Genomic DNA, 24,673 nt, shown 5'->3' on the forward strand with positions numbered 1-24,673 from the left:
CAATTTGTAATGGGCTTTCGGGTGCGGGGAAACGGGAAAGCGGCCTGCCGCGCTATGGCTTCAGGCCGCGACCTCCAAAGGGGCGAGGTTCTCCACGAATTGACGGGTGCAGGCCTCCCAGCTGAAGGTCTGGGCGAAGGCGAGGCAAGCCTGCGGGTCGAGCCTGAGGGCGCCGGCGATGGCGGTGCCCAGATCGTCGGACAGGCAGCCGACGGCATCGCGTGCCGCATGATCCTCGCGGCAGGCCTTCTCGCCCAGCACGTCGAGCGGCCCCGGCACCGGATAGGCGGCCACGGGCACGCCGCAGGCCAGCGCCTCAAGGATTACGAGACCGAACGTGTCGGTCCTGCTGGGAAACACGAACACGTCGCTCTGGGCGTAATAATCGGCCAGTTCCGCGCCCTGTTTGACGCCGGTAAAGATGACGTCGGGATATTCGGCGCGGAGTTCGTCGAGCTGGGGACCGTCGCCGACGACGACCTTGGTGCCCGGCAGGTCAAGACTGACGAAGGCCTCCAGGTTCTTCTCGACCGCGACCCGCCCCACATAGGTATAGACCGGCCGCAGCAGATCGAGGTCGGTCTTCTCGCGGGGATGGAACACCGTCATGTCGACGCCGCGCGAGAACAGGGCGGTGCGGCCAAAGCCCCGCTCCTCCAGTTCCCGGCGCAGGGATTCGGTGGCGGCCATCACCCGGTCCGACGGCTTGTGGAACCGGCGCAGCATGGCATATCCCCACGACAGCGGGATGTGGAACCGGGCGGCGATGTATTCGGCAAACCTGGTATGGAACGCGGTGGTGAAGCTGAGATCGGCCTTGAGGCAGATGCGCCGCGCCGTCCAGCCCAGCGGGCCCTCGGTGGCGATGTGGACCGCGTCGGGCGCGAAATCGGCGATCATCGCCCGTAGCCGCCGGCGCGGCAGCACCGCCAGCCGGATCTCCGGATAGGTCGGCATGGCCATGGTGCGGAACAGGTCGGGCGTGATCATCAACACCTCGTGTCCGAGCTTCAGCAATTCGGTCCGGGTGGTGTCCAGCGTACGCACCACGCCGTTGACCTGGGGGAACCAGGCATCGCTGACGATGCAGATCTTCATGAACGGTCCTCGTCTGGAACATGTCCGGGAAAGGGAGGTCGCGCCATCAGGCGGTGACGGGGTCTGCCGGCGCGGGCGCGGTCTTGCCGACCAGTTCGTAGCGTTCGGTCATCTCGAGCCAGTGGATGATCTCCAGCCGGCCATCGATATGCTCGACCAGCGCGGTGCAGCTTTCCACCCAGTCGCCGTCGTTGCAGTAGAGGACGCCGTTCATCGTGCGCATCTCGGCATGGTGGATATGGCCGCAGATGACGCCATCGAGCCCGCGCTCGGCGCATTCGTGCGCCACGGCATCCTCGAAGCGGCTGATGAATTCCACCGCGTTCTTGACCTTGTGCTTCAGATAGGCCGACAGCGACCAGTAGGAGTAGCCCAGGCGGCGGCGGGCGACGTTGACCAACCGGTTCACCGCCAGGGCCGCGTTGTAGGCGTGGTCGCCCAGGAAGGCGAGCCAGCGGGCATGCTTGACGACCGCGTCGAAGGCGTCGCCGTGCACCACCAGGAAGCGGCGGCCATCGGCCATCTGGTGAACGGCCTCGTTGGTGACCAGCACGCCGCCGAAAAAGTGCCCGGCGAAATCGCGCAGGCCCTCGTCGTGGTTGCCGGTGATATAGATCACCTCGGTGCCTTTGCGCGCCTTGCGCAGCACCTTCTGGACCACGTCGTTGTGGGCCTGGGGCCAATACCAGCTTTTCTTGAGGCGCCAGCCGTCGACGATGTCGCCGACCAGATAGAGCCTGTCGGATTCGGTGTATTTCAGGAAATCGAGCAGGGCATCGGCCTGCGATCCCCTGGTGCCGAGATGGATGTCGGAGATCCAGATGCTGCGGTAGCGGAGGTCGCCCTCCTCCAGCGGCGGCTTGGGAAGCGCGGCAACAGTGCGGCGCGCGCTGCCGCGGACGGTGCCTGACGAGGATCGGCCCTGCCAGTCTTCCGACGAGATGTCCCGTCTCGACGTTTCTGCCTGGATCATAAAACCGTAATCTTTCTTGCTATGATCCCGATGGTCGCTTAATTCCATGTCTTCAAAATACCTCCAGTCAGTTACATTTTTATGTCCAACGCAGAACAAGCCGGTCAGCCGCGACGATTTCTTGTGATTTTGAACCCCATCGCCGGGCGGCGGCGACAGGTATTCTTGCGCAAGACCATCGAGACCTTGGAGCGGGCAGGTTTCATTGTCACCATCGCGGCGACGACGCAGCGGGGCGATGCCGAAGCCATGGCCCGAAGCGCCGCGACGGGCGACGACCGGCCCGACGCGGTCGTCGCGGCAGGCGGCGACGGCACCATCAACGAGGTGGCGAACGGCCTCGCCGGCACCGGCATGATCATGGGCATCATCCCGATGGGCACGGCGAATGTGCTGGCCAGCGAGCTGGGCATCGGCGCGTGGTCCGGACCGGTGTCGCGGACGCTGATCGACGGTGTGGCCAAGCCGATCCACATGGGCGACATCGACGGCCGCCGCTTCCTGATGATGGCCGGCGCCGGCTATGACGCGCGGGTGACGGCGCGGATCGATCCCGTCATCAAGTATCGCTGGGGCAAGGCCGCCTATGGCCTCGCCGGCCTGCTTGAATGGCTGGAGCCGCCGGCCGCGCCGTTCGAGGTGGTCGTCGACGGCCGGTCATACGAGACCGCCTGGATGATCGCCGCCAACGGCCGGCGCTATGCGGGCCGCTACATCGTCGCGCCCATGGCCCGGCTCGACGCGCCGTCGCTCACCGTCTGCCTGATGCCGGGTGCCGGGCGCCGCGACATGCTCCGTTACCTGGCCGCCATCGGCCGCGACCGGCTGGACCGGGAGAAGGACGTGCAGTTCATCGAGGCACAGGAGGTGCTGGTGCCGAAAGCACCAGGCGCGCTGATCGAGATCGACGGCGACTTCCACGGTCCCGGCCCGGCACGCCTCGCGCTGGCCCCGGACACCCTGAACCTCGTCCAGCCCCGCTAGCTCAACCTTCCGGCGTCGTCAGCGACACGCCGAGCAGGGCGCGGCGCTTCAGCCAGGCGCTGGCCCGGTAGCGCGGGTCGCCGTAGAACGCGTACATGGCGTCGAGGATGCCCAGAACCGTGCTGGCGCCGAGCGCGTCGCCGAACTCCAGCGGCCCCTTGGGATAGCCGAGACCGAGCCGCACGGCTGCGTTGATGTCGTCGGGCGTGGCGATGCGCTGCTGGGCGATCTCGCAGCCCACATTGACGATGCAGGCGATCACCCGCTGGGCGATGAAGCCCGGGCTGTCATGGATCACCGTCACCGCCTCGGCGGCCGTCGCGAACAGCGCATGGGCGCCGTCGCGGATTTCCGGCCTGGTCACCGGCGTGGTCATAAGCGTGCGGTGGGTGGCGAGGCCGAACAGCGGGTCGATGGCAACGGTGTTGGCCGGGTCGATGCCCAGCTCCAGCGCGGTGGTTGTAGCGTCCTTGCCGATGGGCGAGACGATGCTGACCACGCCGTCGCCCGGCTCGGACACGACGGAGACGCCGTTCGCCTTGGCGAGCGCGGTGACGATGTCCTGTACTTCAGTGGAGGCTTTCGCGGCCCAGACGGCTTTCGGCAGCGCGGTGGGCGCGGGAGCGCGCGGGAAGGTGCTGCGCTTGCCGTCCGCATATTCATAGAAGCCGCGGCCGGTCTTGCGGCCGTAGAGGCCGGCGGCGACGCGCTGCGGCGCCAGCGGGTTCGGCACGTAACGCGGCTCGTTGAAGAACTGCTGCCAGATGCTGACCATCACCGGGAACGACACGTCGAGGCCGGTCAGGTCGAGGAGTTCGAAGCAGCCCATGCGGAAGCCGCAGGCATCGCGCAGCACGTCGTCGATCACCGGATATTCGGCGACGCCTTCCGACAGGATGCGGAAGCCCTCGGTGTAATAGGCGCGGCCGGCATGGTTGACCAGGAAGCCGGGCGTGTCCTTGGCGCCGACCGGGCGGTGGCCCATGGCGTTCGCCAGCGCGTTCAGGCGGTCGATGGCCCAGTCCTCGGTCATCAGCGCCTTCACCACCTCGACCACCTTCATCAGCGGCACCGGGTTGAAGAAGTGGAAGCCGGCGACGCGGCCCGGCTTCTTGCAGGCGGCGGCAATGGCGGTGACGCTGAGCGAGGAGGTGTTGGTGGTGAGGATGCAGTCGTCCGAAACGATGGCCTCCAGGTCGGCAAACACCTGCTTCTTCACGTCGAGATTTTCCAGGATCGCCTCGACCACCACGGTGCAGTCGGCGAAGCCCTCGAGACTGTCGGCCAGGGTCAGATTGGCCTTGGCGGCGTCGGCGGCGGCCTGATCCATCTGGCCCTTCTCGGCGGACCGGTCCAGCATCTTGCCGATGAAACCGGCGGCTTCTTCCATGGCGGCCCGGTTCATGTCGAACAGGCGCACCGGGCAACCGGCCTGGAGGGCGATCTGGACGATGCCGCGGCCCATGGCGCCGGCACCCAGGACGCCGACGATTTCGTTCTGCTTGGTCACGAGTTCCCCCGTTGTTCACTGCTTGGTAAGGTGGGGCGGTTCATAGCACAGCCGGTTCGGCCGCACCAAGCACCGAGGCTGGGATTCGTGCCGGCACCTTCGCTATGCTGGGGCGGGAAACGGGAGAACGACCATGACATTCGCCAAAGGCGGCCTGGTGGAAGCCGAGTGGCTTGCCGCGCACCTCGACGATCCGACCCTGCGCATCTATGACTGCACCGTGTTCCTGACGCCGGGCGGCGACGGCACGGTGAAGATCGAGAGCGGCAGGGCGCACTGGGAGCAGGGTCACATTCCCGGCGCCGGCTTCCTCGACCTGATCTCCGATCTGTCCGATACCGGGCAGGCACTGCGCTTCATGATGCCGTCGGCAGAAAAGTTTGCCAGCGCGATCGGCAAGGCGGGCCTGGGCGACGACAGCCACGCCGTCCTCTATTGCGCCGGGCCACCCATGTGGGCGACCAGAGTGTGGTGGATGCTGCGCGCCTTCGGCTTCGACAACGCCGCCGTGCTGAATGGCGGGTGGAGCCGCTGGAAGGGCGAAGGCCGCGCGCTGTCGGTCGATCCGCCCCGCTATCCGCCCGCGATATTCACGCCAAAGCCGCGCCCCGGGCTGTTCGTCGGCAAGGACGACGTGGCCGCCGCCATCGCCGACGGCCAGACCTGCGTGCTCAACAGCCTGTCGCGCGAGATGCACGCCGGCAAGGTGGCGACGGGCCCGCGCCCCGGCCGCATCGCCGGCAGCGTCAACCTGCCCGCCATGGATCTGCTGGGGGAGGACCTGCGCCTGCTGGACGACGCCGTGCTGCGCGAGCGGCTGGGCGGCGTTGCCGGAAGTGACGGCAGGATCATTACCTATTGCGGCGGCGGCATCGCCGCGACGCTGACCGCCTTCGCCCTCGCCCGGCTGGGCTACGAGGATGTCGCTGTCTATGACGGCTCCATGTCCGAATGGTCGGCTGATCCGGCCGCCCCCATGGAGGTGGGATAACGCTTTTCAGCCTGTTTTCCGCCAGGCCGGTATTGCATATCGCGTTACCACGCCCATTTTTATAACTCCCCCCGTGCAATGCGGTTTTCCGCTTGTCCCGCAATAATTTCGCCCGCCCTTCCCCGCCGATGTTACCATTCCGGGTAAGCTGAGGAACGCCCTTCGATGGAGTGGATCGACCACATCATAATGCTCTCGTCCGGCCTGATTGTGCTGAGCATTCTGGTCGGGTTGGTCTCGACCCGTTTCGGGGCGCCGCTGCTGCTGGTGTTCCTGATCCTGGGCATGCTGGCGGGTGAAGATGGACCCGGCGGCATTTATTTCGACAACTTCCATGTGGCCTACGCGGTCGGCAGCCTGGCGCTGGCCATCATCCTGTTCGACGGCGGCCTGCGTACCGAGCGCAAGGATTTCCGCGACGTGCTCGCACCCGCCGCGACACTGGCAAGCGTGGGCGTGGTGATCACCGCCGCCATCGCCGGGCTGGCAGCGAAATGGTTCATGGGCGTCGGCTGGATCGAGGGGCTGCTGGTCGGCTCCATCGTGGCCTCAACCGACGCCGCGGCGGTGTTCTTCCTGCTCAATGTCCGCGGCGTGCGGCTGAGGGACCGGCTGCGCGCCACGTTGGAGGTGGAAGCCGGCCTGAACGATCCCATGGCCGTGTTCCTGACCATTACCTTTCTGACCATCCTGCAGGCGAGCAATGCCAGCCCGATGGACACGGCGCAGACGCTGATGACCCACGCCATCGTCCAGTTGCTGGGCGGCGTCGTGTTCGGGGTGCTGGGCGGCAGCCTGCTGCTGACCATGGTCAACCGCCTGAACCTGTCCGCCGGTCTCTATCCGGTTCTGGCGGTCGCAGGCGGCCTGCTCGTGTTCGCCGCGGCCCAGTCCTTCGGCGCCAGCGGCTTCCTCGCCGTCTATCTGGCGGGCTATGTGTTCGGCCGGCGCCGGCACAAGGCAACCCAGCTGATCGAGCGGTTCACCGACGGCATGGCATGGCTCAGCCAGATCGCCATGTTCCTGATCCTGGGACTGCTGATCACACCCTCGAAGCTGCTGCCCATGCTGGCGGCGTCCATCGGCATTGCCGCCGTGCTGATCTTCATCGCCCGCCCGGTGGCGGGCTTCGTGTGCCTGTGGCCGTACAAGTTCAGCCCGCGCGAGATCGGCTTCGTGTCGTGGGTCGGCTTGCGGGGCGCGGTGCCGATCTATCTGGGCACCATCCCGATCCTGGCCGGTGTCCCCGGCTCGCAGGAATGGTTCAGCGTGGTCTACATGGTGGTGATCACCTCGCTGGTGGTGCAGGGATGGACCATCGGGCTGTCGGGCCGCTGGCTGAACGTGGTGCTGCCGCCGCGCCCCGCCGCGCCGCCACGGATCGACATCGACCTGCCGCACGACATCGGCAAGGGCATGATGGCCTATACGGTCCAGCCCGACAGCCTGGCCATGCGGCGCAGCATGGCGCGCCTGCCACTGCCCGACGAGGTCTCGGTAGTCTCGATCATCCGTGACGGGACGATCAGGGGTGCGAGCGAGGTGGAACATCTGGCTCCCGGCGACGACGTCCTGCTGCTGACGCCGTCCGAGCATGTGGCGCTGCTCGACCGGGTGTTCGGCACCAAGGGCGGCGCCCGCGACACGGCCGTGGACCTGCTGGGCGAGTTCACCTTCGCCGCCGATACGCCGGTGGGCGCGGTGACCGAGATTTACGATGCCGTGGTGCCGGCGAACCAGCGCGACGTGCCGCTGGGGCAGTTCATGGAGACCCATCTGCTGACCCGGCCCAGTGCGGGCAAGCGCCTGCGGCTGGGCGCCATCGAATTGATCGTGGCCGAGACCCGCAAGGACCGCGTCACCCGCGTCGCCATCGAACTGGAGCCCATGGAAGGCTCGATCAGGCGCTTCGACCCCTGGCTGATCTGGATGCGATCCGTGTTGTGGCTGCCGCTCGAGCGGCGGCTGCTGGCCATTCTGCCAAAAATTCCAAAGCCGGTCTGGTGGGGCCGGTAATCCGGCGACGCCGGCTCGCCCCCGCCCTAAAGCTTGGCCACGCCGTCGATCTCGACGATCAGGTCCCGGTGGGCCAGTTCGCGGACGCCGATGGCGGTCCAGGTGGGATAGGGATCGTTGACGTAACGGTCCTTCACCTCGGCGAACAGGGCAATGCTGTGCTGCAGCTCGATGTGGTAGCTCTTCATGTCGACCAAATTGTCGAAGGTCGCGCCGACCTCGTCGAGGATCGCCTTCATGTTCTCGAAGCAGAGTTCGAACTGGGCCTCGTGGTTCCGGGGGATCGAGCCTTCGGGCATGATGCCGATGGCGCCCGAAATGTAGAGCGTGTCGCCAACCAGCAGCCCGGGCGAGTAATGCCAGTTGTCGTGCAGGCTCTTCAGCCGGTCGGGTACGATCATCTTCTTCTGCATGACTCGCTCCTGTTCGGTTGGATCATCTCCCTATCGGGACAGCCCGAAAGGGAGATGATCGATCCTGAGTTGCCGGAGCAGCCTGGGGCTGCTCTAGAGACCGCCGGTCACCGGCCAGATCTGACCGGTAATCCAGCCGGATGCGGGCGCGGCGAGATAGACGACGGCCGCACCGATATCCATGGGCGTGCCGAAGCGGCCCGCCGGTATGTTCGCCTTCTTCAGCAGGTCCGGCAGGCCGGATTCGTCGATACCGAGCGCGTTCATCACCACCTCGGTCGGAATCCAGGCCGGCTCGATGGCGTTGACCCGCACGCGCGGCGCCAGCTCGCGGGCGAAGGTCTCGGTCAGGCTGTTCACCGCCGCCTTGGCCGCGCCGTAATGGCCGCTGCCCGGCACCGGGCCACGCGCCGCCCGCGACGAGATGTTGATGACCGCGCCGCCGTCCGCCATTTGCTTCACCGCCGCGACCGTGCCTGCCCAGACAGAAGTGAGATTGGTGTCCATGCAGTGGTGCCATGAGTCGGGCGAGGCGCCGGTCAGCGGCCCCATATAGGTCGAGCCGCCGGCATTGTTCACCCAGATGCTGAGCTTGCCGAAATTGTCGACAGCGGCCTGCGCCAGCGCGTCCAGCGACTGGGCATTGGTGACGTCGGTGGGCACGGCAAGCGCCTTGCCGCCACTGGCGACGATATCGGCGGCGACCCGTTCGACATCGTCCTTGCGCCGCGCCGCAAGCACCACCGCCGCACCCGCCTCGGACAGCGCATGGGCGATGCCCTCGCCGATGCCGCGGCCGCCGCCGGTGACCACCGCCACCTGACCGTCGAGCCTGTACTGGTCGAGAATGCCCATCAGTGACCTCCGGTCACGGGCAGCATCTGGCCGGTCACCCAGCCGGAGGCAGGCGAGCACAGATAGACCACGGCGGCGCCGATATCCTGCGGCTTGCCGAAGGTGCCCATGGGAATGGCAAGCTGCTTGGCGAGCGCCGGCAGTCCGCTTTCGTCGGCGACGCCCAGCGCGGCCATCATCACCTCGGTGGGGATGTAGCCCGGCATGATGGCGTTGACCCGGATATTGGGCGCCAGTTCGCGGGCAAAGGTCTCGGTCAGGCTGTTGACGGCGGCCTTGGCCGCGCCGTAATGGCCGCTGCCCGGGATCGGACCGCGCGCCACCAGCGACGAGATGTTGACGATGGCGCCGCCCTCGGTCATCCGCTTGACCGCAGCGACCGTCGCCGCCCAGACGGCGGTGATGTTGAGGTCGACACAATCCTGCCAGTCCTTGGCAGACAGTTCGGTCAGCGGTCCCATGGCCCGCGAGCCGCCGGCGTTGTTCACCAGGATGGTCAGCTTGCCGAAATTGTCGACGGCAGCCTGTGCCAGTGCCTCGAGCGCCTGGGAATTGGTGACATCGGTCGGCACGGCGATCGCGCGCCCCCCCTTGGCGTTGATGTCGGCGGCAACCTTTTCCACCTCGGCGGCGCGGCGGGCGGCTACCACCACGGCGGCGCCCGCGTCGGACAATGCGTGTGCAATGCCCTCGCCCAGGCCGCGTCCACCACCGGTGATAACCGCGACCTGCCCGTCGAGCCGATACTGCTCCAGAACTCCCATGCAACTCTCCCCGTTAATGCTCGTTGAAGTTTAGCACACCGCACCGGACGCACAGGCGAAAAGGCGGCCCCATTGGGAAAACGGCTCCCGCGTTCACATATTCTGTTGTGGGAGTGAAACCGAATCGGAGGAAGGAAATGGCGAAGCTATCGAGTCTGATTTTGCCAGCGATCCTGGCGCTGGGGCTGTCCCTGCCGGCGGGCGCCGCGCCCGCCGAGCCTGAAGGCGACCCCGCGGAGCCGGCGCCGCTGGCAGACCCCGCCACAGTCAGGCCCACTGCGACCGTAGGATTCTCTCCGGCCATGAAGGACACGATCCGCGCCTATTACAAGGGCAAGGGATGTGCTCGCGGCATGGCCGAGCCTGTGGCCGGCTGCATCCCACGCCGCGATCCGTCGACGGCACCGCGCTACAGCGTCGGCAAGCCGTTGCCATCGGGCATGGAGGCCGCACCGCTGCCGAAGCCTTTGGCCAGTGCGATGGCGGCACCCGAAGGATACGGCTTCGGTCTCGTGGATGGCGATGTGCTGCTGCTTGCCGACGACAACAGGCGGGTTGCCGACACCTATCCGGCGATCGACCCCGCGGCACCCTAGGCCGGGCTGCCCGGCGCCGGCGGTTACAGTTATTTCGCCGCCGCGGCGCCGGTTCTCGAAGACGGATCGTGATTGTTGGCGGCAGGCGCCGGCGCCTTCTTGAGATATTTGTCGAACGTCGCCTTGAGCGTGCCGTCGGCCGTGATCTTGTCCAGCCACGCATCCACCGCGCGCAGCAGCGCCTCGTCCTGCGGCATGACATAGGCTTTCTCGGTCAGGTTGAAGGCCCCTTTCATGGCGGCGCAAAGCTTGGGGTTGCGCGCCGCCTGCCACTGGACCTCGATCTTGTCGGTGACCATGACGTCGGCCCGGCCGGCGGCGACCTCGTCGAAGATGCGGGTGTTGTCGGGGAAAACGGTGACGTCGGCGTTGAGCAGCTTGGCCTGGGCAAAGCGCTCGTTGGTGCCGCCCGGATTGACGATGACCTTCACGCCCTTGCGGTTGATCTCCTCCAGCGTGTCGTATTTCTGTTCGTCGCCGCAGCGGACGATAGGCGTCTTGCCGTCATTCAGGTAGCTGCGGCTCTGGAAGGCTTCGCGCTGACGCTCCTGGGTCCTGCTGATCCCGCCCATGCCGATGTCGAACTTGCTGGACTTGAGGTCCTGCATCAATGTCGGCCATGTGGTCTGCACGAATACCAGTTCGACATCCATGCTGGCGGCAAGGTTGCGGGCCAGGTCCACATCGATGCCCGACCAGCCGTCGGCGGTCCTGATGGTGAACGGCGCATAATCGCCGGTGGTGCCGACACGCAATTGCTTGCGCGCCATGATACGGTCGAGCAGCGAGCCCTGCGCCGCATAGGCGACCTTGCGGGCCGTTTCGGCAATCCCGGACAGGGCGCCGGGCGCCAGGCCTCGCTGATGGGCGGCGGTATTGAGGATGGACAGCAGATGGTCGCGCTGGTCCGGCACGTCGAGCAACGGCCGCACCAGCACCAGCTGGGCGAGGATCGCGTCACCCGCCCGCGCGATCGAGGGCCGCAGCACGCTGTTCAGATCAAGGTCGGGCTGGGCGGCGGGAAGACCATTGGTCTTCCAGACCGCGAACCAGCGGCGCTGAACCGCCTTCGACGCTTCCATCTGGGCCGACAGGAACGGACGCGCCGTCGGAAAGTCCAGCCCTGACGTCTCGGCCTGGGCGGCCGCGGCATCAAGCACCCGGGCCTCCTGTTCGAGATCCTCGATCGGCCTGCCGTGACGCCACTTCCACGCCGCGACGTGTTCGCCCAGATCGAGCCGGTAAAGGATCAGGTCGGCGAAGCGCTGGATTTCCGGCGCCGGCGGCTGATCGGCGGACGCCGTCCGCATCCCTGTGACCAGGGCCAGCGCGAGTACGACGATGCCGAGCATCGACTTCATGACTTCTCCCAACATGGCCTTTGGTGGCGGCTCCCGATCATATATGTGAATGCCCCGGCGGCGCCACAATGTCAGACCGCGTGCTCAAGCGCGCGTCAGGTATGTCTCGAGATTGGTCCGGAAGGCATCCGACAGCCGCTCGCCCTTGCGGGTTTCGCGGCTGATATGAACCATGGTGAGCAGCGCCGTGGCCATGCAGGTCTCGCCCAGAAAGATACCCTGCCCCATCGCGAACGAGCTGTTGCCGATGCGATCGACGCGGGTGCCGACCGTCAATTCGCCGGTCTCACGGATTTCCTGCAGATAGCGGATGGTCTGTTCGGCCACGACGAACCCGCCGATCGCATCGGCGGGCAATTGCTGGCGGATGGTGAGGTTCAGCAGCCGGTAACGGCCTTCCTCCAGATAGGCGGCGATCACGCTGTTGTTGACATGCGCCTGCTGATCCAGGTCGCGGATGCGCACCAGGATCGGCGTGAATACGGCGTAGCTGGCCCGGCGCGCCAGCGCATCCCAGTCGGTGTTGCTCATGGACGGCTCAATAGATCGTGTACGCGCCGTCGATCACCAGCGTATCGCCGGTGTGGAATCGCGACGCGGGACTGGCCAGATAGACGGCGATGGCAGAGAAATCCTCGCCGTCGGCCCAGCCGCCCATGGGCACGCGGCTGATGACGTTCTCGTTGAACTTGTCCCAGCCCTGGGCGCCCGCAGTCATTTCCGAACGCACCCAGCCGGGGCAGATGCTGTTGACCGTGATCTTGTATCGCGCCAGCTCGACCGCCATGGCGCGGCACATGGTGACGACCGCCCCCTTGGTGGCGGCATAGTGCTCGTTGCGTGCGGCGCCGTGTATGGCGGCGGTCGATGCGATACCCACGAGGGAGCCGCCGCCATCGCCGTTCTTGGCACGCTCGACCATGTGGCGAGCCGCCTCGCGCAGGGTGAACAGCACGCCATGCAGATTTACCCCTTCCATTTTCCGGAAGTCCTCGATGGAGATGTCGAACAGATCCTTGCGCCTGATCGAGATTCCCGCATTGGCGATGGCCTGATCGAGCCGGCCGAACTCCTTCAGGATATCGGCCACACCCGCCTTCACCGCATCCTCGTCGGATACATCGATCACCGCGGCACGCACGTCGCCGCCATGCTGCCTGAGGCGCTCGGCAGCCCGGGCGTTCTTTTCCTCGTTGGTGCCCCAGATCACCACGGACGCACCATGCATGGCCAGGCCCTCGGCCATGCCGATGCCGATGCCGCCATTGCCGCCGGTGACCAGCGCCACCTTGCCCTTCAGATCGAACAGATTCTTCATCGCTGCCTCCGCACTGGACCGGCCGGCACGCTAGACCGGATCGGCCCCCGGGAAAAGCCCCGATGGACCGGGCATCAAGGCGAGGCGGCGGCCGACGCAGCCTTCAGGTCGAGCCGGAAGGTCAGGAACTCGGCCGGCCGGAGCGGCGCGAATCCCACCACCATGTTGACGTTTCCCTGCCTGATGTCGGCGTCGGTCGTGGTCTGGCGCCCGCACTGGACGAACCAGGCGTCGCGGGGCCTGGAACCGATTAATGCGCCTGCCCGCCACAAGTCTTCCAGGAACCCGTCGGCGCTGGCGCGCAGGCCCTGCCACAGCGGCTCGTCGTTCGGCTCGAACACCGCCCAGTCCAGGCCCCGGCGCAACGAGCGTTCGATGAACAGCACCGTGCGCCGTACGGCCAGGTAGCGCCATTCCGGCTCGGCCGACAGGGTGCGCGAGCCCCAGACCAGCGGGCCGGCCGAACCCATGGCGCGAATCACATTGATGCCCTGGGGATTGAGGAGTTCCTGCCGCTGGGCGGTAACGACGGTGTCGAGACCCGCGCCGGAAATGGTGGCGCCTGGTCCGGCCGGCGCCTTCCACACGCCGCGCTCCCGTCCAAAGCGCGAGATGATGCCAGCAACGCTGCCGCTGGGCCCGGCATCGGCGTGATTGGACAGCCTGAGGCGAGGGTAATAGAGCGCCGTATCGGGCGAACGAAGCGGCGCGGCCCCGAGCAGCCAGGCCGTCATGTCGGCGTCGCCCGACAGGCCGGGCGGCGGATCGACCAGCAGGGTGGCGCGGTGAAGCCGGCAGACGGCAAGCGCCTTTTCGTACAGCGCGACGGCGCGGTCCGCCACATGGACCGCATCGGGCATGCACAGCAGGTCAAACAAGTCGGTGCGGGACGCGGCCAGCACATTGAGGCCCTCTTCCAGCGACGCCCCGGAATTGCTGGGCGTGCGCACCAGCAGCGCCCCGCCGCCGCCATTCAGGAAGAACTGGGAGACCGCCATCGGCGCTTCGCCCAGGCCCCGGCCCCCGCCAAAATCCCGCTCGAACTCGAACTGGCTGGAAACAGCGACCGCCTTGCCGGTCGGCCCGTGCGAAAAGGCGCCGACGAAAGCGCAAATGCCGGTTTCCGCTGCCGCGACCGGCCGCGGCGGAACGCCGGTCAAGCCGGCTTCAACACCCGCGGCCTCGGGCATGGACCGGGTCATGGAGCGCATCCAGCGGACGACCTGCTTGAGAGCCATGCGCGAGGATTGCGCGCCAACATGGCGAATTTAAGGGCCAGATATCGTGCCCGGCGAGCATCAACGACGACCGCCGCCAGGGCGCTTCAATCGAATTCTAGCGCCATTTTTCTGCCGCCGTGCGCAGCCACACCTTCACCGGTTGGGGCAGCCTGGACCGCAGCCGGGGCCTAAGGCCCGCCGCCATGTTCCAGCGCGCCATGTCCAGGGCCGGCGCAACCGGCGGACGCGCTGCATCCAGCCGGTCCAGCAGCGCGGCGTAGGCGTCCATCTGACGCTCGAGGGTGAACCGCGTCGCGGCTGTCGCCGCCGCGGCCGCCGACAGGCGGTGAAGCAATGGCCGGTCCTGCGCCAGCCGGCGCAGCGCCGCCGTGGCCGACGCGGTCTGGCCAATGGGAAACAGCAGCCCGTCGTGACCGTCGGTAACGGCGGCGTCGGTCACGCCCCTGATCTGGGACGCCACGGGAACACAGCCGCTGGCCATCGCCTCCAGCAGCACCAGCGCGAAGCCTTCGGTGCGGCTGGGAAACAGCAGCACGTCGCTACGGCGATACAGGCCGGCCAGGACGTCCTGGCTCACGGGGCCGGTGAACGACACCTTGTGAGGAATTCTGGCGAGGCGGCGCTCCAGCGCAGCGCGATCGGCGCCGTCACCCGCCACGGTCAGCTCCAGAGTGACGTCGCCCAACGGCGCCAGGATGTCGGGGATCCAGAGGCAGCCCTTATCCGCATCGGCCAGCCGGCCGGCCACCAGGACGCGCAGCACGCCGTCATCGGGACGTTCCCGGCCTTCTGCAGCGAACGGCGCGCCGACGCCGTGCGGGATCAGCGACACCCTTGCCGCATCGAAGCCCCAATCCGCTGGCAGGTCCTCGTGCATCCGGGGCGCGATGGCGATGGTGTGGTGGAGCCAGTCGCGGATCGCCCGCGCCCATGTATACATGCCGTTGCCGATGCCATGGAGGATCAGCACCTTCGTCATGCTCTCGGGCAGATAACGGGCAAGATTTGCCGTATGAGGCTCGACCAGGATGTTGAAGAACACCCCGTCGTAGCCGCCGTCCATGACGGCCCGGTAGAGCGCCCCGGCAAGCTGGCGGTCAGTCAGGCCGGCACGGTCGATCAGTGTGCCGGCGCCGGAATCATGAACCGGTTTGCGGTCGCGAACCCCGATGCGCTTCAACTCGATGCCGCGGGGCGCCAGCCCGGCGGCCAGCACATTATAGAATGTGGTCACACCGCTCAGATGCGCCGGCCCGAAAAACGCATATTTCTTGCTCACGCCCGCCCCATGCCGATCCCTCCTGTGGAGAATGGGCAGAATGACGGCTCAGGCAACGCCGGTCATCCATTATCCAGCCAGGACGCCGAAGGGCCGCCGCAAATGCGGCGGCCCTGTTTGCGTGAATAGGGGTTGGCGGGGCTTTCAGGTAAACCGGTTCGGCGACGGTGCCGGCCGATTTCCTAGCGGCACTTCACGTCACCGCGGTCGATCTCGCGGCCGACCAATGCGCCGGCGCCGGCGCCGACCACTGTGCCCAGCACCTTGTCCCGATGACCGGCGACCGCGTTGCCGACGATGGCGCCGCCGACCGCACCAGCTATGGCGCCGCCAGTGCCCTTGTCGCGTTTGCAGTGGCGGTCATAGTCGCGGCCGTGATGGCGGTCATGGTAGCCGTCATGGCGATAGTCGCGGTGATGACGGTCGCCCGCCACGGCCGGACCGGCGACACACAAGGCCAGGACCGTGGCCAGAATGGCTTTTTTCATGACGTTAACTCCTATATGGCGGATTGGCGCGCGCGGCGCCTGCTCCATAACCGGTGATAACGCCGGCGGTGGTGCAAAGTTGCGGCCGCTGTGGTTCAAAGTTGTGGCAAAGAGGAGTTTTTGCAGGCCTACCCGCGACGCCGGCAGGTTTCACCGGCACACGGCGCTGCCATCAGCGGCAGGCCATATCACACTGGATTCATTGGGATTGGTCCGCGGCTGGCGCTCCCTAGGGGACTCGAACCCCTGTTTTCGCCGTGAGAGGGCGGCAAAGCGCACTTTCACGAACATATGCGAACATTTCATCCTTCCTGAACACCGCAGAAAGCCTTAGATTTACAGTCGCGTGCGTTCGTCGATGTTCGCACAGGGATTTACAGGAAAATTACAGGACGACGCCAATCCATGGCCAGAACGGTCCGAAACGCCAAGATCGACAGCCGCTCCGGACGCGCCGGGCTCAAGGTCCGGCACGAGCCCTACTGGACTGTGCTGACGGGTGGCCGGGCGCTCGGCTACCGGAAGGGCAAGGTGGGCACCTGGGTCGGCCGCTACCGCACCGAGCAGGGGGAGCGCTATCACAAGTCGCTCGGTGTCGCCGACGATGCGCTCGACGCGAACGGCGAAGACATCCTGTCATATGCTCAGGCGCAGGAGCGAGCGCGCGACTGGTTCAAGGACCTGGAGCGGCGGCTGACTCACGGCATCGCCAAGGATCAGGTCTACACCGTCGGCCGGGCTTGTGACGACTACCTCAACTGGTTTGAAACCCACCGGAAGTCGCACATTCAGACGAAGAGCGTCATCGACCAGTTTATCCAACCGGAGCTGGGCGATATTGAGGTCAACAAGCTCACCAAGAAGCGGATCGAGGAATGGCAGAGGCAGCGGACCAAGGATAAGGCCAGGGTCCGAAGCCGCCGCGGGGAGCCGCTCCAGTTCAAATCCAAGGACGATCCGGAAGCCGAGCGGCGCCGGAAAAGCACCGCGAACCGACAGTTGACGGTCCTGAAAGCCATCCTGAACCGCGCCTTCGATGATGCCAGAGAAACCGGCGTCTCGAGCGATGACGCCTGGCGAAAGGTGAAGCCGTACAAAGATGTTGAGCGCGCCCGTGTTCGGTGGCTCGCCGACGACGAGTTGTCCCGCTTCCTGTCGGCGGCGGCGAAGGTCGGTCACAACGAGGATCCGGGCCTATTCGAGTTCGCGAAGCTCGCGACGGGCGCGCTTCTCCTTGGCGCCAGGTATGGCGAGTTGGTCAAGGGCCGGGTGGCCGACTTCGACCCTGCTGCCGGCACGGTGTTCATTCCGGAATCGAAGTCCGGCAAGGCGCGGCATGTCGTGCTGACCGACGAAGGTCGAGAGTTCTTCACCGCGCTCGTTGCGGGTCGTCCGGGGGATGCATTGCTGTTTCGTGATGCGAGTGGCAATGCCTGGGGCAAGTCCCAGCAGGCGCGGCCGATCACCGAGCTTTGCGCCAGGGCCAAGATCGCCCCGGCAATAGGCGTCCATGCTCTTCGTCACACCTACGCCTCGAGGCTGGTTTCACGCGGAGTGCCCTTGATGGTCGTCGCGCAGCAGCTAGGCCACGCCGACACGCGGATGGTCGAGAAGCATTATGGGCACCTCGCCCCGAACTACGTCACAGACACGGTGCGCGCCAACTTTGGCGAGTTGGGGCTCAAGCGGCCTGCGGTCGTGACCCTAGGCAGCGGGAGAACGTCAGCGTGAGAGACGGACGCCAGGACAACGTTGTCAACCTCAGGGGGGCCTTTCAGTGGGAGGAACTGGTCGACACGGTTAGCGGTCAAGACGCGAAAGGCTTGGTGACAACCGACTATGTCGAACGCATATCCGCTGCGATCGCGCGTCGCGCGGGCGTTGAGCCAGCGCGCTCCCTTCAATGGCTGCTAGACCGAATTCGCTTCGTGGTCGCCGGCGTTCTCCTTGCTCTGCGAGACGACGAGCGAGCGCCGATTGAAAGTCCAAAGGCAACCAGAATTCTGCTGGACACCTTGGCCGCAGCGTCTGCCTCTGCGGCGGATGCTGCTCGCGCCATCATCGAATCCCCCAGCGCACAGAGTGCACTTTGGCGCGAACTCGGGGCGGAAATTGCTGCGGCGCCTGACCATGACCCCATACAGGAAATCGAAGCGATCACCACCAGTCTGGACGTGATGCGGCGTCAAGGTCATTCCCTATCACTGATCGCGAAGCGTGCGGCGGAAGCAGAAGCGGAAAGGATGCTCTCCTATCGGCTGGAAAAAATATTTCTTGCCGAGCGGGATTTCGCATCCGCCCTCCTGACGCTCATTTACAAGGTATATCTGGACAAAATACCGACACTATCAAATGAAGAAACCGCCGATTCTCGAGAGGGTTCATATTACTGGTTCGTGAAATCTATATTGAGCCACATCGGGCTCGGACACCTTAGTCATGCTACTCTTAGTAAGAGATTAAGGCTGCATATTCAGAATTTAAAGTCGGGAAACATCCAAGCGGATTTCATCGAGGATTAGGACCAAGAGAGTCCCCACGCGGCCGTGTTTAAGTGTTTGCATTCGCCGAGTTTCTCCCTTGCTCGGCGAGTCACAACATGAGGAACACCGCCATGAAACTCATTCACGTAAACGCCGTGTGCGGCAGGACCGGGCTGGGGCGCACGAAGGTCTACGAGCTCCTCAATGCCGGCCGGATCAGGTCCGTGAAAATCGGCGACCGTCGGCTGGTCGAGGAGGGTTCCGTCGACGAGTTCATCCAGTCGCTACTTGACGAACAGAACCCCGGCAGCAAGGCCGCCTAAATAGAAAACCCCGCCGCGGGGGCGAACCGCGACGGGGCTTGAATTTCTTCGAATACCTCCACGACGAGGCGACCATGAAACTAACCCGAAGCGCATCAAGGGGCAAGAACGCACACGCGGCGGCCCCGGACTTCAGCGCCGAAATTGCCCGCCGGCTTCTCGCGTTCTGCCCGATATCCGGCCCTGACGCGTGCTTTCTCCACAAGGTCGCGAACGGCGCGCGGCTCTCCCCAACCGGCCATGACCGACTGATTGATGCGGTCTGGCGGATCGAGTGCGGAGGCCAGGCATGACGAAGCACACTGACCAGCAAATGGGCAAACCGCCAGCCTGGAAGTATCCCACAACTCCGAAGCGCCGGACGCGGAAGTCGATCAAGACGTCGAGCAGATGTTGCCGGCCGAAGCGCAAGGTCGATGCCGAGCGGCGCCGGAAGCTTGCCGCCATCTGGGCCGGGAGTTGTTGATGCTCGACGAGGCCGAGGAACGCAAAGGCTATTACCGGCGCAAGCTGGAATTTGTCGAACGGATGGCGAGAGACCACGAACTGAACGCCGCCGCCTTGCGGGTTGGGATTGCCCTTACGTCTTTTGTAAATTGGTCGCGCGGCTACGCTTGGCCCAGCCTGGAACTCCTCGCAGAGCGAACCGGTCTCGCTCGGCGGTCTGTAATAAGGGCCATCGAGTTGCTCGTCAGGCATCGATGGTTCGAGGTAGAGCGGCCGGACGATGGTCGATACTCGACCAACAATTACTGGCCTTGCCTGGACCGAGAGAACCTTAGGCAGACGGCGGAGGAGGAAGAGAACCCAGGCGCAGCCAGCAGTGACCAATTCGTCACCTCTGATGGGCCGGCGGCAGGGGTGACCAATTCGTCCGGCAGGGGTGACCAATTCGTCATTTCAGGGGTGACCAATTCGTCCGGCAGGGGTGACCAATTCGTCACCCAACCTGTAGAAAGACCTGTTGAAGCTACCTGTTTAAAAGAGCAGGCCGCTGACGCGGCATTTACAGGGGATTTTCAGGAAGAAGAACGCAGGCCAAGACCGAAGCCTCCCTCCGCTGAGAGCGGTATTGCCCGAGCAGCGGACAATGTAGTTCTGCTGCACCGAAACAGCGAAGACGCCGGGGACGATATTAAGCGGGAACTCGACCTGGCCAGTCGACCAGACGCGCGTGAGGCACTTACGGCCTGGGCACAACTCACTGTGGACCTCGCCGAGATGGTTCTGGATAGAGCGACGCTGCTGCAACGTCAGATCCTCGCCCAAGCGTATCGAAGCTATGACGAGGGCAGAGTGCGAGAAATCTATCACCAAATCTCTTGCGGGATGCCGGATGCGGGCCTCCCGGCCTTCCCCCAACGCAAACCCCTTTTTTGAGGATCACCCTCACATGAGCGACGACCAAACAAACGACGAGATCCTGATAGGCCACTTCGAAAAGAACCGGGTCGAGGACGTCCGGGCGCGCTTCTGCACCTACCACGGCAGGCGCTATCTGGACATCCGAGCCTTCGCCACCAGCAATGCCACCGGCGAGCGGGTGCCGACGCGGAAGGGCATCGCGCTCGATCCCGACAAGCTCGAGGAACTGCGCGACTTGGTCGACCTGGCGATCGAGGCGCGCGACGGAGGCCGACATGCTGCTGGATGATGTTCCCGCAGACGTCGCCGCCATCGCCGAAGCCCCACCGGTCCTGGGCGCGCTCCCCCTGGAATGGCGACAGGAAGCCGTCTACCTGGCGCGACGGATCTGGCCGGCATCTTGGCTGAACAGGTTCATCATCTTGCTCAGCATCGACGCCTACTTGGTCAAGGCCGAGGCGAGACACGCCACCGCGCGGCCGTCGCGAGCAACAGTCGTTGCCGTCATTCTGGAAGTCTGGAACGCGCCGTGGATCGAGACGCCCAGCGCGGCGTTGATCTACGGCATGTGTGATGCCAGCGCCCGGCCGGAATGGCGTGCTGCGGCGCAGGACTGGGCCTCATTGCACGGCTACGGCTGGCTGCTGGACCGCCTGGACGCTGGGGATCCGGGTATCCGGCAAGCGCTCGTGGACCTCGAGGCCGGCCAATACCGGCCCGTGCTGGCGAGCTGACGGCCATGGAGAGGCATCTGATATTCGCCCGCCGCGGCGCCGACGGCAATCATGTCGAGATCGTGCATCACGACCTCGACGGCGATGAGGGCCGAACTCTCGTCCTGCCGCTCACCCGGGAGGAAGCGTTGCGGCTCGCCGTGGACGCCCTCACGCTGGCCGTGGGGTTGCCGAGAGCAGGGGAGCCGACATGAGCCTTCCGGCACACCTTGCCCCTGTCGTGTTCGGAATGGTTGCTACAATGCGTCCATTGGGCTGGGCAGACCGACTCGCGTTCATCGCCTGGCGCCGAAACACCTACGAAAACTTCAGACTATGCTTCGGCACCACAGAGGGCCTGGAAGGCTTCCCACCATTCGGCGTCGTGCTCGAGGACGTGCTGGAGGCGCTGGGTTGGCCGCGAATCGACTGCTTCGACGCCGCCGCGCTATACGGGCTCGTCGAGGACCAACATTTGAGGATGGCGGCCTGGCAATGGGCAACCGGTGCTGGTTACGTCGAGGCTTTGCACGGCTTCACAAGCGCCCCTGATGCCTATCTGGCCCAACGGAAGCACGACGCCGCTGAGCGGGTCTCGTCGACCGTACACTGAGCCCGACGCCAAATTTCGCGCGCGCGCCCGCGTCGGTCCAGTGGTGTGTGTCCAGATGGAACCAAGAGCTCCCGCGAACGATTCACATGGACCGGCCGCGACGGTTCGTTATCATCGGTTGAAAGGGGTGTGAGGCATGACGAGAAGCCTGTTTGCAGAGAGAGACGGCGGGCCAGCTGTGGCCCCTATTTCGCCGCGGCGGGAACTCGGGGCATACGAGGCGCTGTGGCTTGAGGACGGCGCAAGTTTCAAGACCATTGCTGAGCGCTTCCAGCGCGATCCCTCTGCGCTTCCCGGCGACTTCGTCAGCCACCAAGAGGCAGATGCCCGCGCTGGCGAGGTGCTGGATATCCTGAAGACGGCTGGTGTGCATCAGTTCGGCGTCAGGATACATCACGCTGGCGACTACCCGGCCAAGCTCCGCGACGCGAAATATCCTGTCGAGATGCTGTACTTTCAAGGCACCTGGGAACTCTCGGAGACCCGTTGTGTCGCGGTGGTAGGGAGCCGGGAGGCAACAGACGAGGGTAAGCGCCGGGCAGCGCGCCTGGCAGCGGAATTGGTCAGGAAAGACTTCACAGTGGTCTCTGGCCTTGCGACCGGGATTGATACCGCCGCCCACCAGGCCGCGCTTGAGCAGGGTGGCCGCACCATCGCGGTAATCGGTACGCCGTTGGGCACCTACTATCCGCGGCAAAACCGCGAACTCCAAGACCGGATAGCGAATGACTTCCTCCTGATCTCACAGGTGCCGGTTCTGCGGTATAAGGCCCAGGCGGTGCCCCAGAACAGGCTGTTCTTCCCTGAGCGTAACGTCACGATGAGCGCGCTAACCGAGGCCACGATCATCGTCGAGGCCGGCAACACCTCCGGGACGTTGACCCAGGCGCGGGCGGCGCTTCACCAGGGCCGGAAACTATTCATCCTCGATTCCTGCTTCGAGCGGACGGATATCACCTGGCCGGCGCGTTTCGAGAAGGAAGGTGCTATACGCGTTCGGACCCCAGACGACATCTGGGCTGCCCTTGGCTGATCCGCTTCGCCTCAGCCTGATCGACGACGGCAACCGGGGCGACCACTCGCACCTGACCGCGCAGGATACCTGTTACTACCTCCGCGAATACACGAGCCACGCCGGCTTCGCGGCAGGCGCGACAAACAACCTGATCTCCAACCTGAAGAAGAAGCCCAGCGAGAGCCACAGACCAGGATTCCATTACAAGGCCCGCGCAGTCGCCGAATGTACCCGCGATCTGGCCTCGGCGTTGAACCCCGAGTGGCTCGACAATGCGACGCTGGTGCCGGTCCCCAGCTCCAAGGCGCGATCCCATCCCGATTTCGACGACAGGGTGACGCGGATTTGCAGGGGCATCCGGCCGGGTAACATCGATGTGCGGGAATTGGTCGTTCAAGATGCGTCGATGATTGCCTCCCATGAAGCCGGTTTCCAGCGGCATACTATCCAGGACCTGCTTGCGGTCTACTCGATCGATGAGAGCCTGGTGAACCCTGAGCCAAAGGCAATCGGAATCGTCGATGACGTGCTCACCGCTGGCACGCATTACCGCGCCATGCACACCGTCCTCAGCAACCGCTTCCCCAGCGTCTCGATTGTCGGAGTGTTCATCGCAAGACGGATTTTTCCGCCGCAGGTCACGCTCCAAGACCTGCTGGCACGACAGAAGAAGTAGTACGTCAGACAGCAAGAAGGGTGTCCATCCCACATGGCGCAGGTTCTGGTTGATGGAAGAGAGGTAGCCCCGGGCGGCGATCTGCCCGTTAGGACCGTCGCCGTCACGTCCGAAACGGCTCCCGGGGCGTGAGTCGAATATGCCACGTCTGGCACCGCGGCTCCACTCTCTGCTTCGCCGTATCTCGATCTGGGCCTTCTCAGCCGCGCGGCGGCGTGTCCTAATAGGCAGATATCAACGTTGACTATTCGGAGGCTCGCATGGCGCCGACCGCACGATGGATTTTAGGGCTGATGGTCATGTTCGCCGGCATGGGGCTGATGGGCTCTGCCGGGTTCATGCCGGGCCTCATCGCCTTGATTGGTGGCCTGGTGATAGTGCCACCCACAGGCCAATTCATTGCCCGCGCCATCCCCGCCCTGGGCGAAACCAGGAGAGCATTTGGCTGGGGCGCAGCGCTTCTGCTCGTTGGCGTGGTGTGGGCTGGCGCGAACGTGCAGCCGGATCGCGAGCCACCGCCGGCGCCACCACCGGAGAAAGCCGTCAAGTCTTCGGCGGGCGCTGAGATCGCGTCCATGCCAGAGCCTCAGCCCGTGGCCGACGTCAGCAGCAAGATCGACCCGTCCGCGGCTTTCCTGATCGAGGGTGGAGGCTGGGATCGCACCCGAGAGGCCTGGGGCGCCGAGTGGATCCGGCGGATCAATGCCGCGATGCCCAAGGCGGCCCTGAAGGTCGCTAGGTCTGACGAGTGCGACTACGTCGAGATGGTTGGCCTGTCAGATAGTCGCAGCATCCCGCGCCAGAGCTTCAGCTTCTATGCCGACTGCCGGAACGGCAAGCGCTTCTACGTCACGGAGGACGAGCTGAAGTCAGAGGCGGCGGCCGTGTCGAACAACGCCAAGACGGCGGCCATTGGAGATACCCAAGCGATATCTGCTTGCGAGGATTCAGTGAAGATGCAGCTGCATTATCCCTCGACCCTGGACCGGCATATGTTCAGCACCAGCGTCTATCGGGCGCCACAGGGGAACGTGGCCGTGGACTTCGACTTCGACGCCAAGAACGGGCTCGGAGCCGAGCTGCCGCATCACGCCCGCTGCATCATCGACGACAGGGGAATCCATCCCGCCGAAATCTCCACCCGTTGAGGTGGAGTGACACGTGTTCAGGCGAGCTGGTCAAAGACAATTACGGCCCGTTCTACTCATTCCGCCGTGCGGCGCCGCGACCGCGATGCTGGCTTAGCGGTTCGCTGACATCTCTCAAAATTCGACCATCTCTGGTCGTTATTGTTTCGCGATACCAATCGTTCAAACGATCGACGGAGCGAGAGACGCGGACCCAATCGTTCTCATCGCGGTTGTATTCCCAGCCATCGAAACTTTCAGCGATCGCTGACTTTTTCTTGCCTTGGCGCTCTCCTGGACGCCGATGCTTCATCGACCACGAGTCAAGCATTTCGATAGTCTCGACGACGGTATCGTCGAACACCCGCGAGCTGGATCCACACTCCGGGCACGGCGGGCGACTAGCCCCCGTCATTTCCGCTGGGGTGTTCAATTGGACGCCGCAGCCTCCACATTTCGCGATGTTCATGC

General features: G+C 65.0%; 29 protein-coding genes and 1 tRNA gene. 16 read left to right on the forward strand and 14 right to left on the reverse strand.

Annotated elements, in window-relative coordinates:
* Positions 1-60: 60 nt before the first annotated feature.
* Complete coding sequence (locus WJU21_RS06555; RefSeq protein ID WP_346322602.1) at positions 61-1,098, reverse strand: glycosyltransferase family 1 protein; 1,038 nt, start codon at positions 1,096-1,098, stop codon at positions 61-63.
* 46 nt (positions 1,099-1,144) lie between these two features.
* Entirely contained in the window at positions 1,145-2,071 is a 927-nt protein-coding gene (locus WJU21_RS06560) for a UDP-2,3-diacylglucosamine diphosphatase (RefSeq protein WP_346322603.1), read from the reverse strand.
* A gap of 81 nt (positions 2,072-2,152) precedes the next feature.
* Between WJU21_RS06560 and WJU21_RS06565 the strand changes: the two genes are divergently transcribed.
* Entirely contained in the window at positions 2,153-3,055 is a 903-nt protein-coding gene (locus WJU21_RS06565; protein WP_346322604.1) for a diacylglycerol kinase family protein, read from the forward strand.
* Between the two features lies 1 nt (position 3,056).
* On the opposite strand, the gene WJU21_RS06570 is transcribed toward WJU21_RS06565, so the two are convergent.
* Positions 3,057-4,565, reverse strand: a complete 1,509-nt coding sequence (locus WJU21_RS06570; RefSeq protein WP_346322605.1) for a 3-hydroxyacyl-CoA dehydrogenase — start codon at positions 4,563-4,565, stop codon at positions 3,057-3,059.
* Positions 4,566-4,698: 133 nt separating this feature from the next.
* Between WJU21_RS06570 and WJU21_RS06575 the strand changes: the two genes are divergently transcribed.
* Positions 4,699-5,556 carry a sulfurtransferase gene (locus tag WJU21_RS06575; protein ID WP_346322606.1) on the forward strand — a complete coding sequence of 286 codons (858 nt, stop codon included), beginning with the start codon at positions 4,699-4,701 and terminating at the stop codon, positions 5,554-5,556.
* A gap of 165 nt (positions 5,557-5,721) precedes the next feature.
* Positions 5,722-7,572 (forward strand): potassium/proton antiporter, encoded by a 1,851-nt coding sequence (locus WJU21_RS06580; RefSeq protein ID WP_346322607.1) that lies wholly within the window; start codon positions 5,722-5,724, stop codon positions 7,570-7,572.
* A 26-nt stretch (positions 7,573-7,598) separates the two neighbouring features.
* Here the strand turns inward: WJU21_RS06580 and WJU21_RS06585 are convergent, their stop codons facing one another.
* The 3 genes from WJU21_RS06585 to WJU21_RS06595 all read right to left on the reverse strand — a co-directional run bounded on the left by WJU21_RS06585 (position 7,599) and on the right by WJU21_RS06595 (position 9,604).
* Positions 7,599-7,985 (reverse strand): RidA family protein, encoded by a 387-nt coding sequence (locus WJU21_RS06585; protein ID WP_346322608.1) that lies wholly within the window; start codon positions 7,983-7,985, stop codon positions 7,599-7,601.
* Positions 7,986-8,078: 93 nt separating this feature from the next.
* Positions 8,079-8,840: a glucose 1-dehydrogenase gene (locus tag WJU21_RS06590; protein ID WP_346322609.1), complete on the reverse strand. Its 762-nt coding sequence runs from the start codon at positions 8,838-8,840 to the stop codon at positions 8,079-8,081.
* The gene (locus WJU21_RS06595) at positions 8,840-9,604 is read right to left on the reverse strand and encodes a glucose 1-dehydrogenase (RefSeq protein ID WP_346322610.1); all 765 of its coding nucleotides are present in this window, start codon (positions 9,602-9,604) and stop codon (positions 8,840-8,842) included. Before WJU21_RS06595 ends, WJU21_RS06590 begins: the two co-directional genes overlap by 1 nt.
* Before the next feature lie 137 nt (positions 9,605-9,741).
* On the opposite strand from WJU21_RS06595, the gene WJU21_RS06600 reads away from it, so the two are divergent.
* Positions 9,742-10,200: a hypothetical protein gene (locus WJU21_RS06600; protein ID WP_346322611.1), complete on the forward strand. Its 459-nt coding sequence runs from the start codon at positions 9,742-9,744 to the stop codon at positions 10,198-10,200.
* A 29-nt stretch (positions 10,201-10,229) separates the two neighbouring features.
* Here the strand turns inward: WJU21_RS06600 and aroQ are convergent, their stop codons facing one another.
* The 7 genes from aroQ to WJU21_RS06635 all read right to left on the reverse strand — a co-directional run bounded on the left by aroQ (position 10,230) and on the right by WJU21_RS06635 (position 16,216).
* Complete coding sequence (aroQ, locus tag WJU21_RS06605; RefSeq protein WP_346322612.1) at positions 10,230-11,561, reverse strand: gamma subclass chorismate mutase AroQ; 1,332 nt, start codon at positions 11,559-11,561, stop codon at positions 10,230-10,232.
* Positions 11,562-11,645: 84 nt separating this feature from the next.
* On the reverse strand, positions 11,646-12,092 hold the full coding sequence (locus WJU21_RS06610) for a thioesterase family protein (protein ID WP_346322613.1): 447 nt from the start codon (positions 12,090-12,092) through the stop codon (positions 11,646-11,648).
* 7 nt (positions 12,093-12,099) lie between these two features.
* Entirely contained in the window at positions 12,100-12,879 is a 780-nt protein-coding gene (locus WJU21_RS06615; protein ID WP_346322614.1) for an SDR family oxidoreductase, read from the reverse strand.
* Positions 12,880-12,953: 74 nt separating this feature from the next.
* On the reverse strand, positions 12,954-14,117 hold the full coding sequence (locus tag WJU21_RS06620) for a phage tail sheath C-terminal domain-containing protein (protein ID WP_346322615.1): 1,164 nt from the start codon (positions 14,115-14,117) through the stop codon (positions 12,954-12,956).
* A 97-nt stretch (positions 14,118-14,214) separates the two neighbouring features.
* On the reverse strand, positions 14,215-15,399 hold the full coding sequence (locus tag WJU21_RS06625) for a glycosyltransferase family 4 protein (protein WP_346322616.1): 1,185 nt from the start codon (positions 15,397-15,399) through the stop codon (positions 14,215-14,217).
* Positions 15,400-15,581: 182 nt separating this feature from the next.
* The gene (locus WJU21_RS06630) at positions 15,582-15,887 is read right to left on the reverse strand and encodes a glycine zipper 2TM domain-containing protein (RefSeq protein ID WP_346322617.1); all 306 of its coding nucleotides are present in this window, start codon (positions 15,885-15,887) and stop codon (positions 15,582-15,584) included.
* 220 nt (positions 15,888-16,107) lie between these two features.
* Positions 16,108-16,216: transfer RNA gene (locus WJU21_RS06635), tRNA-Ser, on the reverse strand.
* A gap of 76 nt (positions 16,217-16,292) precedes the next feature.
* Between WJU21_RS06635 and WJU21_RS06640 the strand changes: the two genes are divergently transcribed.
* From WJU21_RS06640 to WJU21_RS06695, 12 genes are all read left to right on the forward strand, one after another.
* Positions 16,293-17,618: a tyrosine-type recombinase/integrase gene (locus WJU21_RS06640; protein ID WP_346322618.1), complete on the forward strand. Its 1,326-nt coding sequence runs from the start codon at positions 16,293-16,295 to the stop codon at positions 17,616-17,618.
* Positions 17,615-18,409 carry a hypothetical protein gene (locus WJU21_RS06645; protein WP_346322619.1) on the forward strand — a complete coding sequence of 265 codons (795 nt, stop codon included), beginning with the start codon at positions 17,615-17,617 and terminating at the stop codon, positions 18,407-18,409. Before WJU21_RS06640 ends, WJU21_RS06645 begins: the two co-directional genes overlap by 4 nt.
* A gap of 92 nt (positions 18,410-18,501) precedes the next feature.
* Positions 18,502-18,693, forward strand: coding sequence for a helix-turn-helix domain-containing protein (locus WJU21_RS06650; protein ID WP_346322620.1), 192 nt, complete (start codon positions 18,502-18,504; stop codon positions 18,691-18,693).
* A gap of 38 nt (positions 18,694-18,731) precedes the next feature.
* Entirely contained in the window at positions 18,732-18,986 is a 255-nt protein-coding gene (locus WJU21_RS06655; protein ID WP_346322621.1) for a hypothetical protein, read from the forward strand.
* A gap of 172 nt (positions 18,987-19,158) precedes the next feature.
* Positions 19,159-20,073, forward strand: coding sequence for a helix-turn-helix domain-containing protein (locus WJU21_RS06660; RefSeq protein WP_346322622.1), 915 nt, complete (start codon positions 19,159-19,161; stop codon positions 20,071-20,073).
* Between the two features lie 13 nt (positions 20,074-20,086).
* Positions 20,087-20,347 carry a transcriptional coactivator p15/PC4 family protein gene (locus tag WJU21_RS06665; protein WP_346322623.1) on the forward strand — a complete coding sequence of 87 codons (261 nt, stop codon included), beginning with the start codon at positions 20,087-20,089 and terminating at the stop codon, positions 20,345-20,347.
* On the forward strand, positions 20,334-20,792 hold the full coding sequence (locus WJU21_RS06670; RefSeq protein ID WP_346322624.1) for a hypothetical protein: 459 nt from the start codon (positions 20,334-20,336) through the stop codon (positions 20,790-20,792). The genes WJU21_RS06665 and WJU21_RS06670 overlap by 14 nt, the downstream gene beginning before the upstream one ends.
* 5 nt (positions 20,793-20,797) lie before the next feature.
* Complete coding sequence (locus WJU21_RS06675; protein WP_346322625.1) at positions 20,798-20,986, forward strand: hypothetical protein; 189 nt, start codon at positions 20,798-20,800, stop codon at positions 20,984-20,986.
* Positions 20,983-21,384, forward strand: a complete 402-nt coding sequence (locus WJU21_RS06680; protein ID WP_346322626.1) for a hypothetical protein — start codon at positions 20,983-20,985, stop codon at positions 21,382-21,384. The genes WJU21_RS06675 and WJU21_RS06680 overlap by 4 nt, the downstream gene beginning before the upstream one ends.
* Positions 21,385-21,520: 136 nt before the next feature.
* Positions 21,521-22,417: a DNA-processing protein DprA gene (locus WJU21_RS06685; RefSeq protein ID WP_346322627.1), complete on the forward strand. Its 897-nt coding sequence runs from the start codon at positions 21,521-21,523 to the stop codon at positions 22,415-22,417.
* Positions 22,410-23,075 carry a hypothetical protein gene (locus WJU21_RS06690; protein ID WP_346322628.1) on the forward strand — a complete coding sequence of 222 codons (666 nt, stop codon included), beginning with the start codon at positions 22,410-22,412 and terminating at the stop codon, positions 23,073-23,075. Before WJU21_RS06685 ends, WJU21_RS06690 begins: the two co-directional genes overlap by 8 nt.
* Positions 23,076-23,335: 260 nt before the next feature.
* Positions 23,336-24,223, forward strand: a complete 888-nt coding sequence (locus tag WJU21_RS06695) for a hypothetical protein (protein WP_346322629.1) — start codon at positions 23,336-23,338, stop codon at positions 24,221-24,223.
* Between the two features lie 52 nt (positions 24,224-24,275).
* Here the strand turns inward: WJU21_RS06695 and WJU21_RS06700 are convergent, their stop codons facing one another.
* Positions 24,276-24,671, reverse strand: coding sequence for a hypothetical protein (locus WJU21_RS06700; RefSeq protein WP_346322630.1), 396 nt, complete (start codon positions 24,669-24,671; stop codon positions 24,276-24,278).
* Positions 24,672-24,673: the final 2 nt, after the last annotated feature.

It is taken from the genome of Emcibacter sp. SYSU 3D8 (assembly GCF_039655875.1).
Classification (GTDB): Bacteria; Pseudomonadota; Alphaproteobacteria; order SMXS01; family SMXS01; genus RI-34.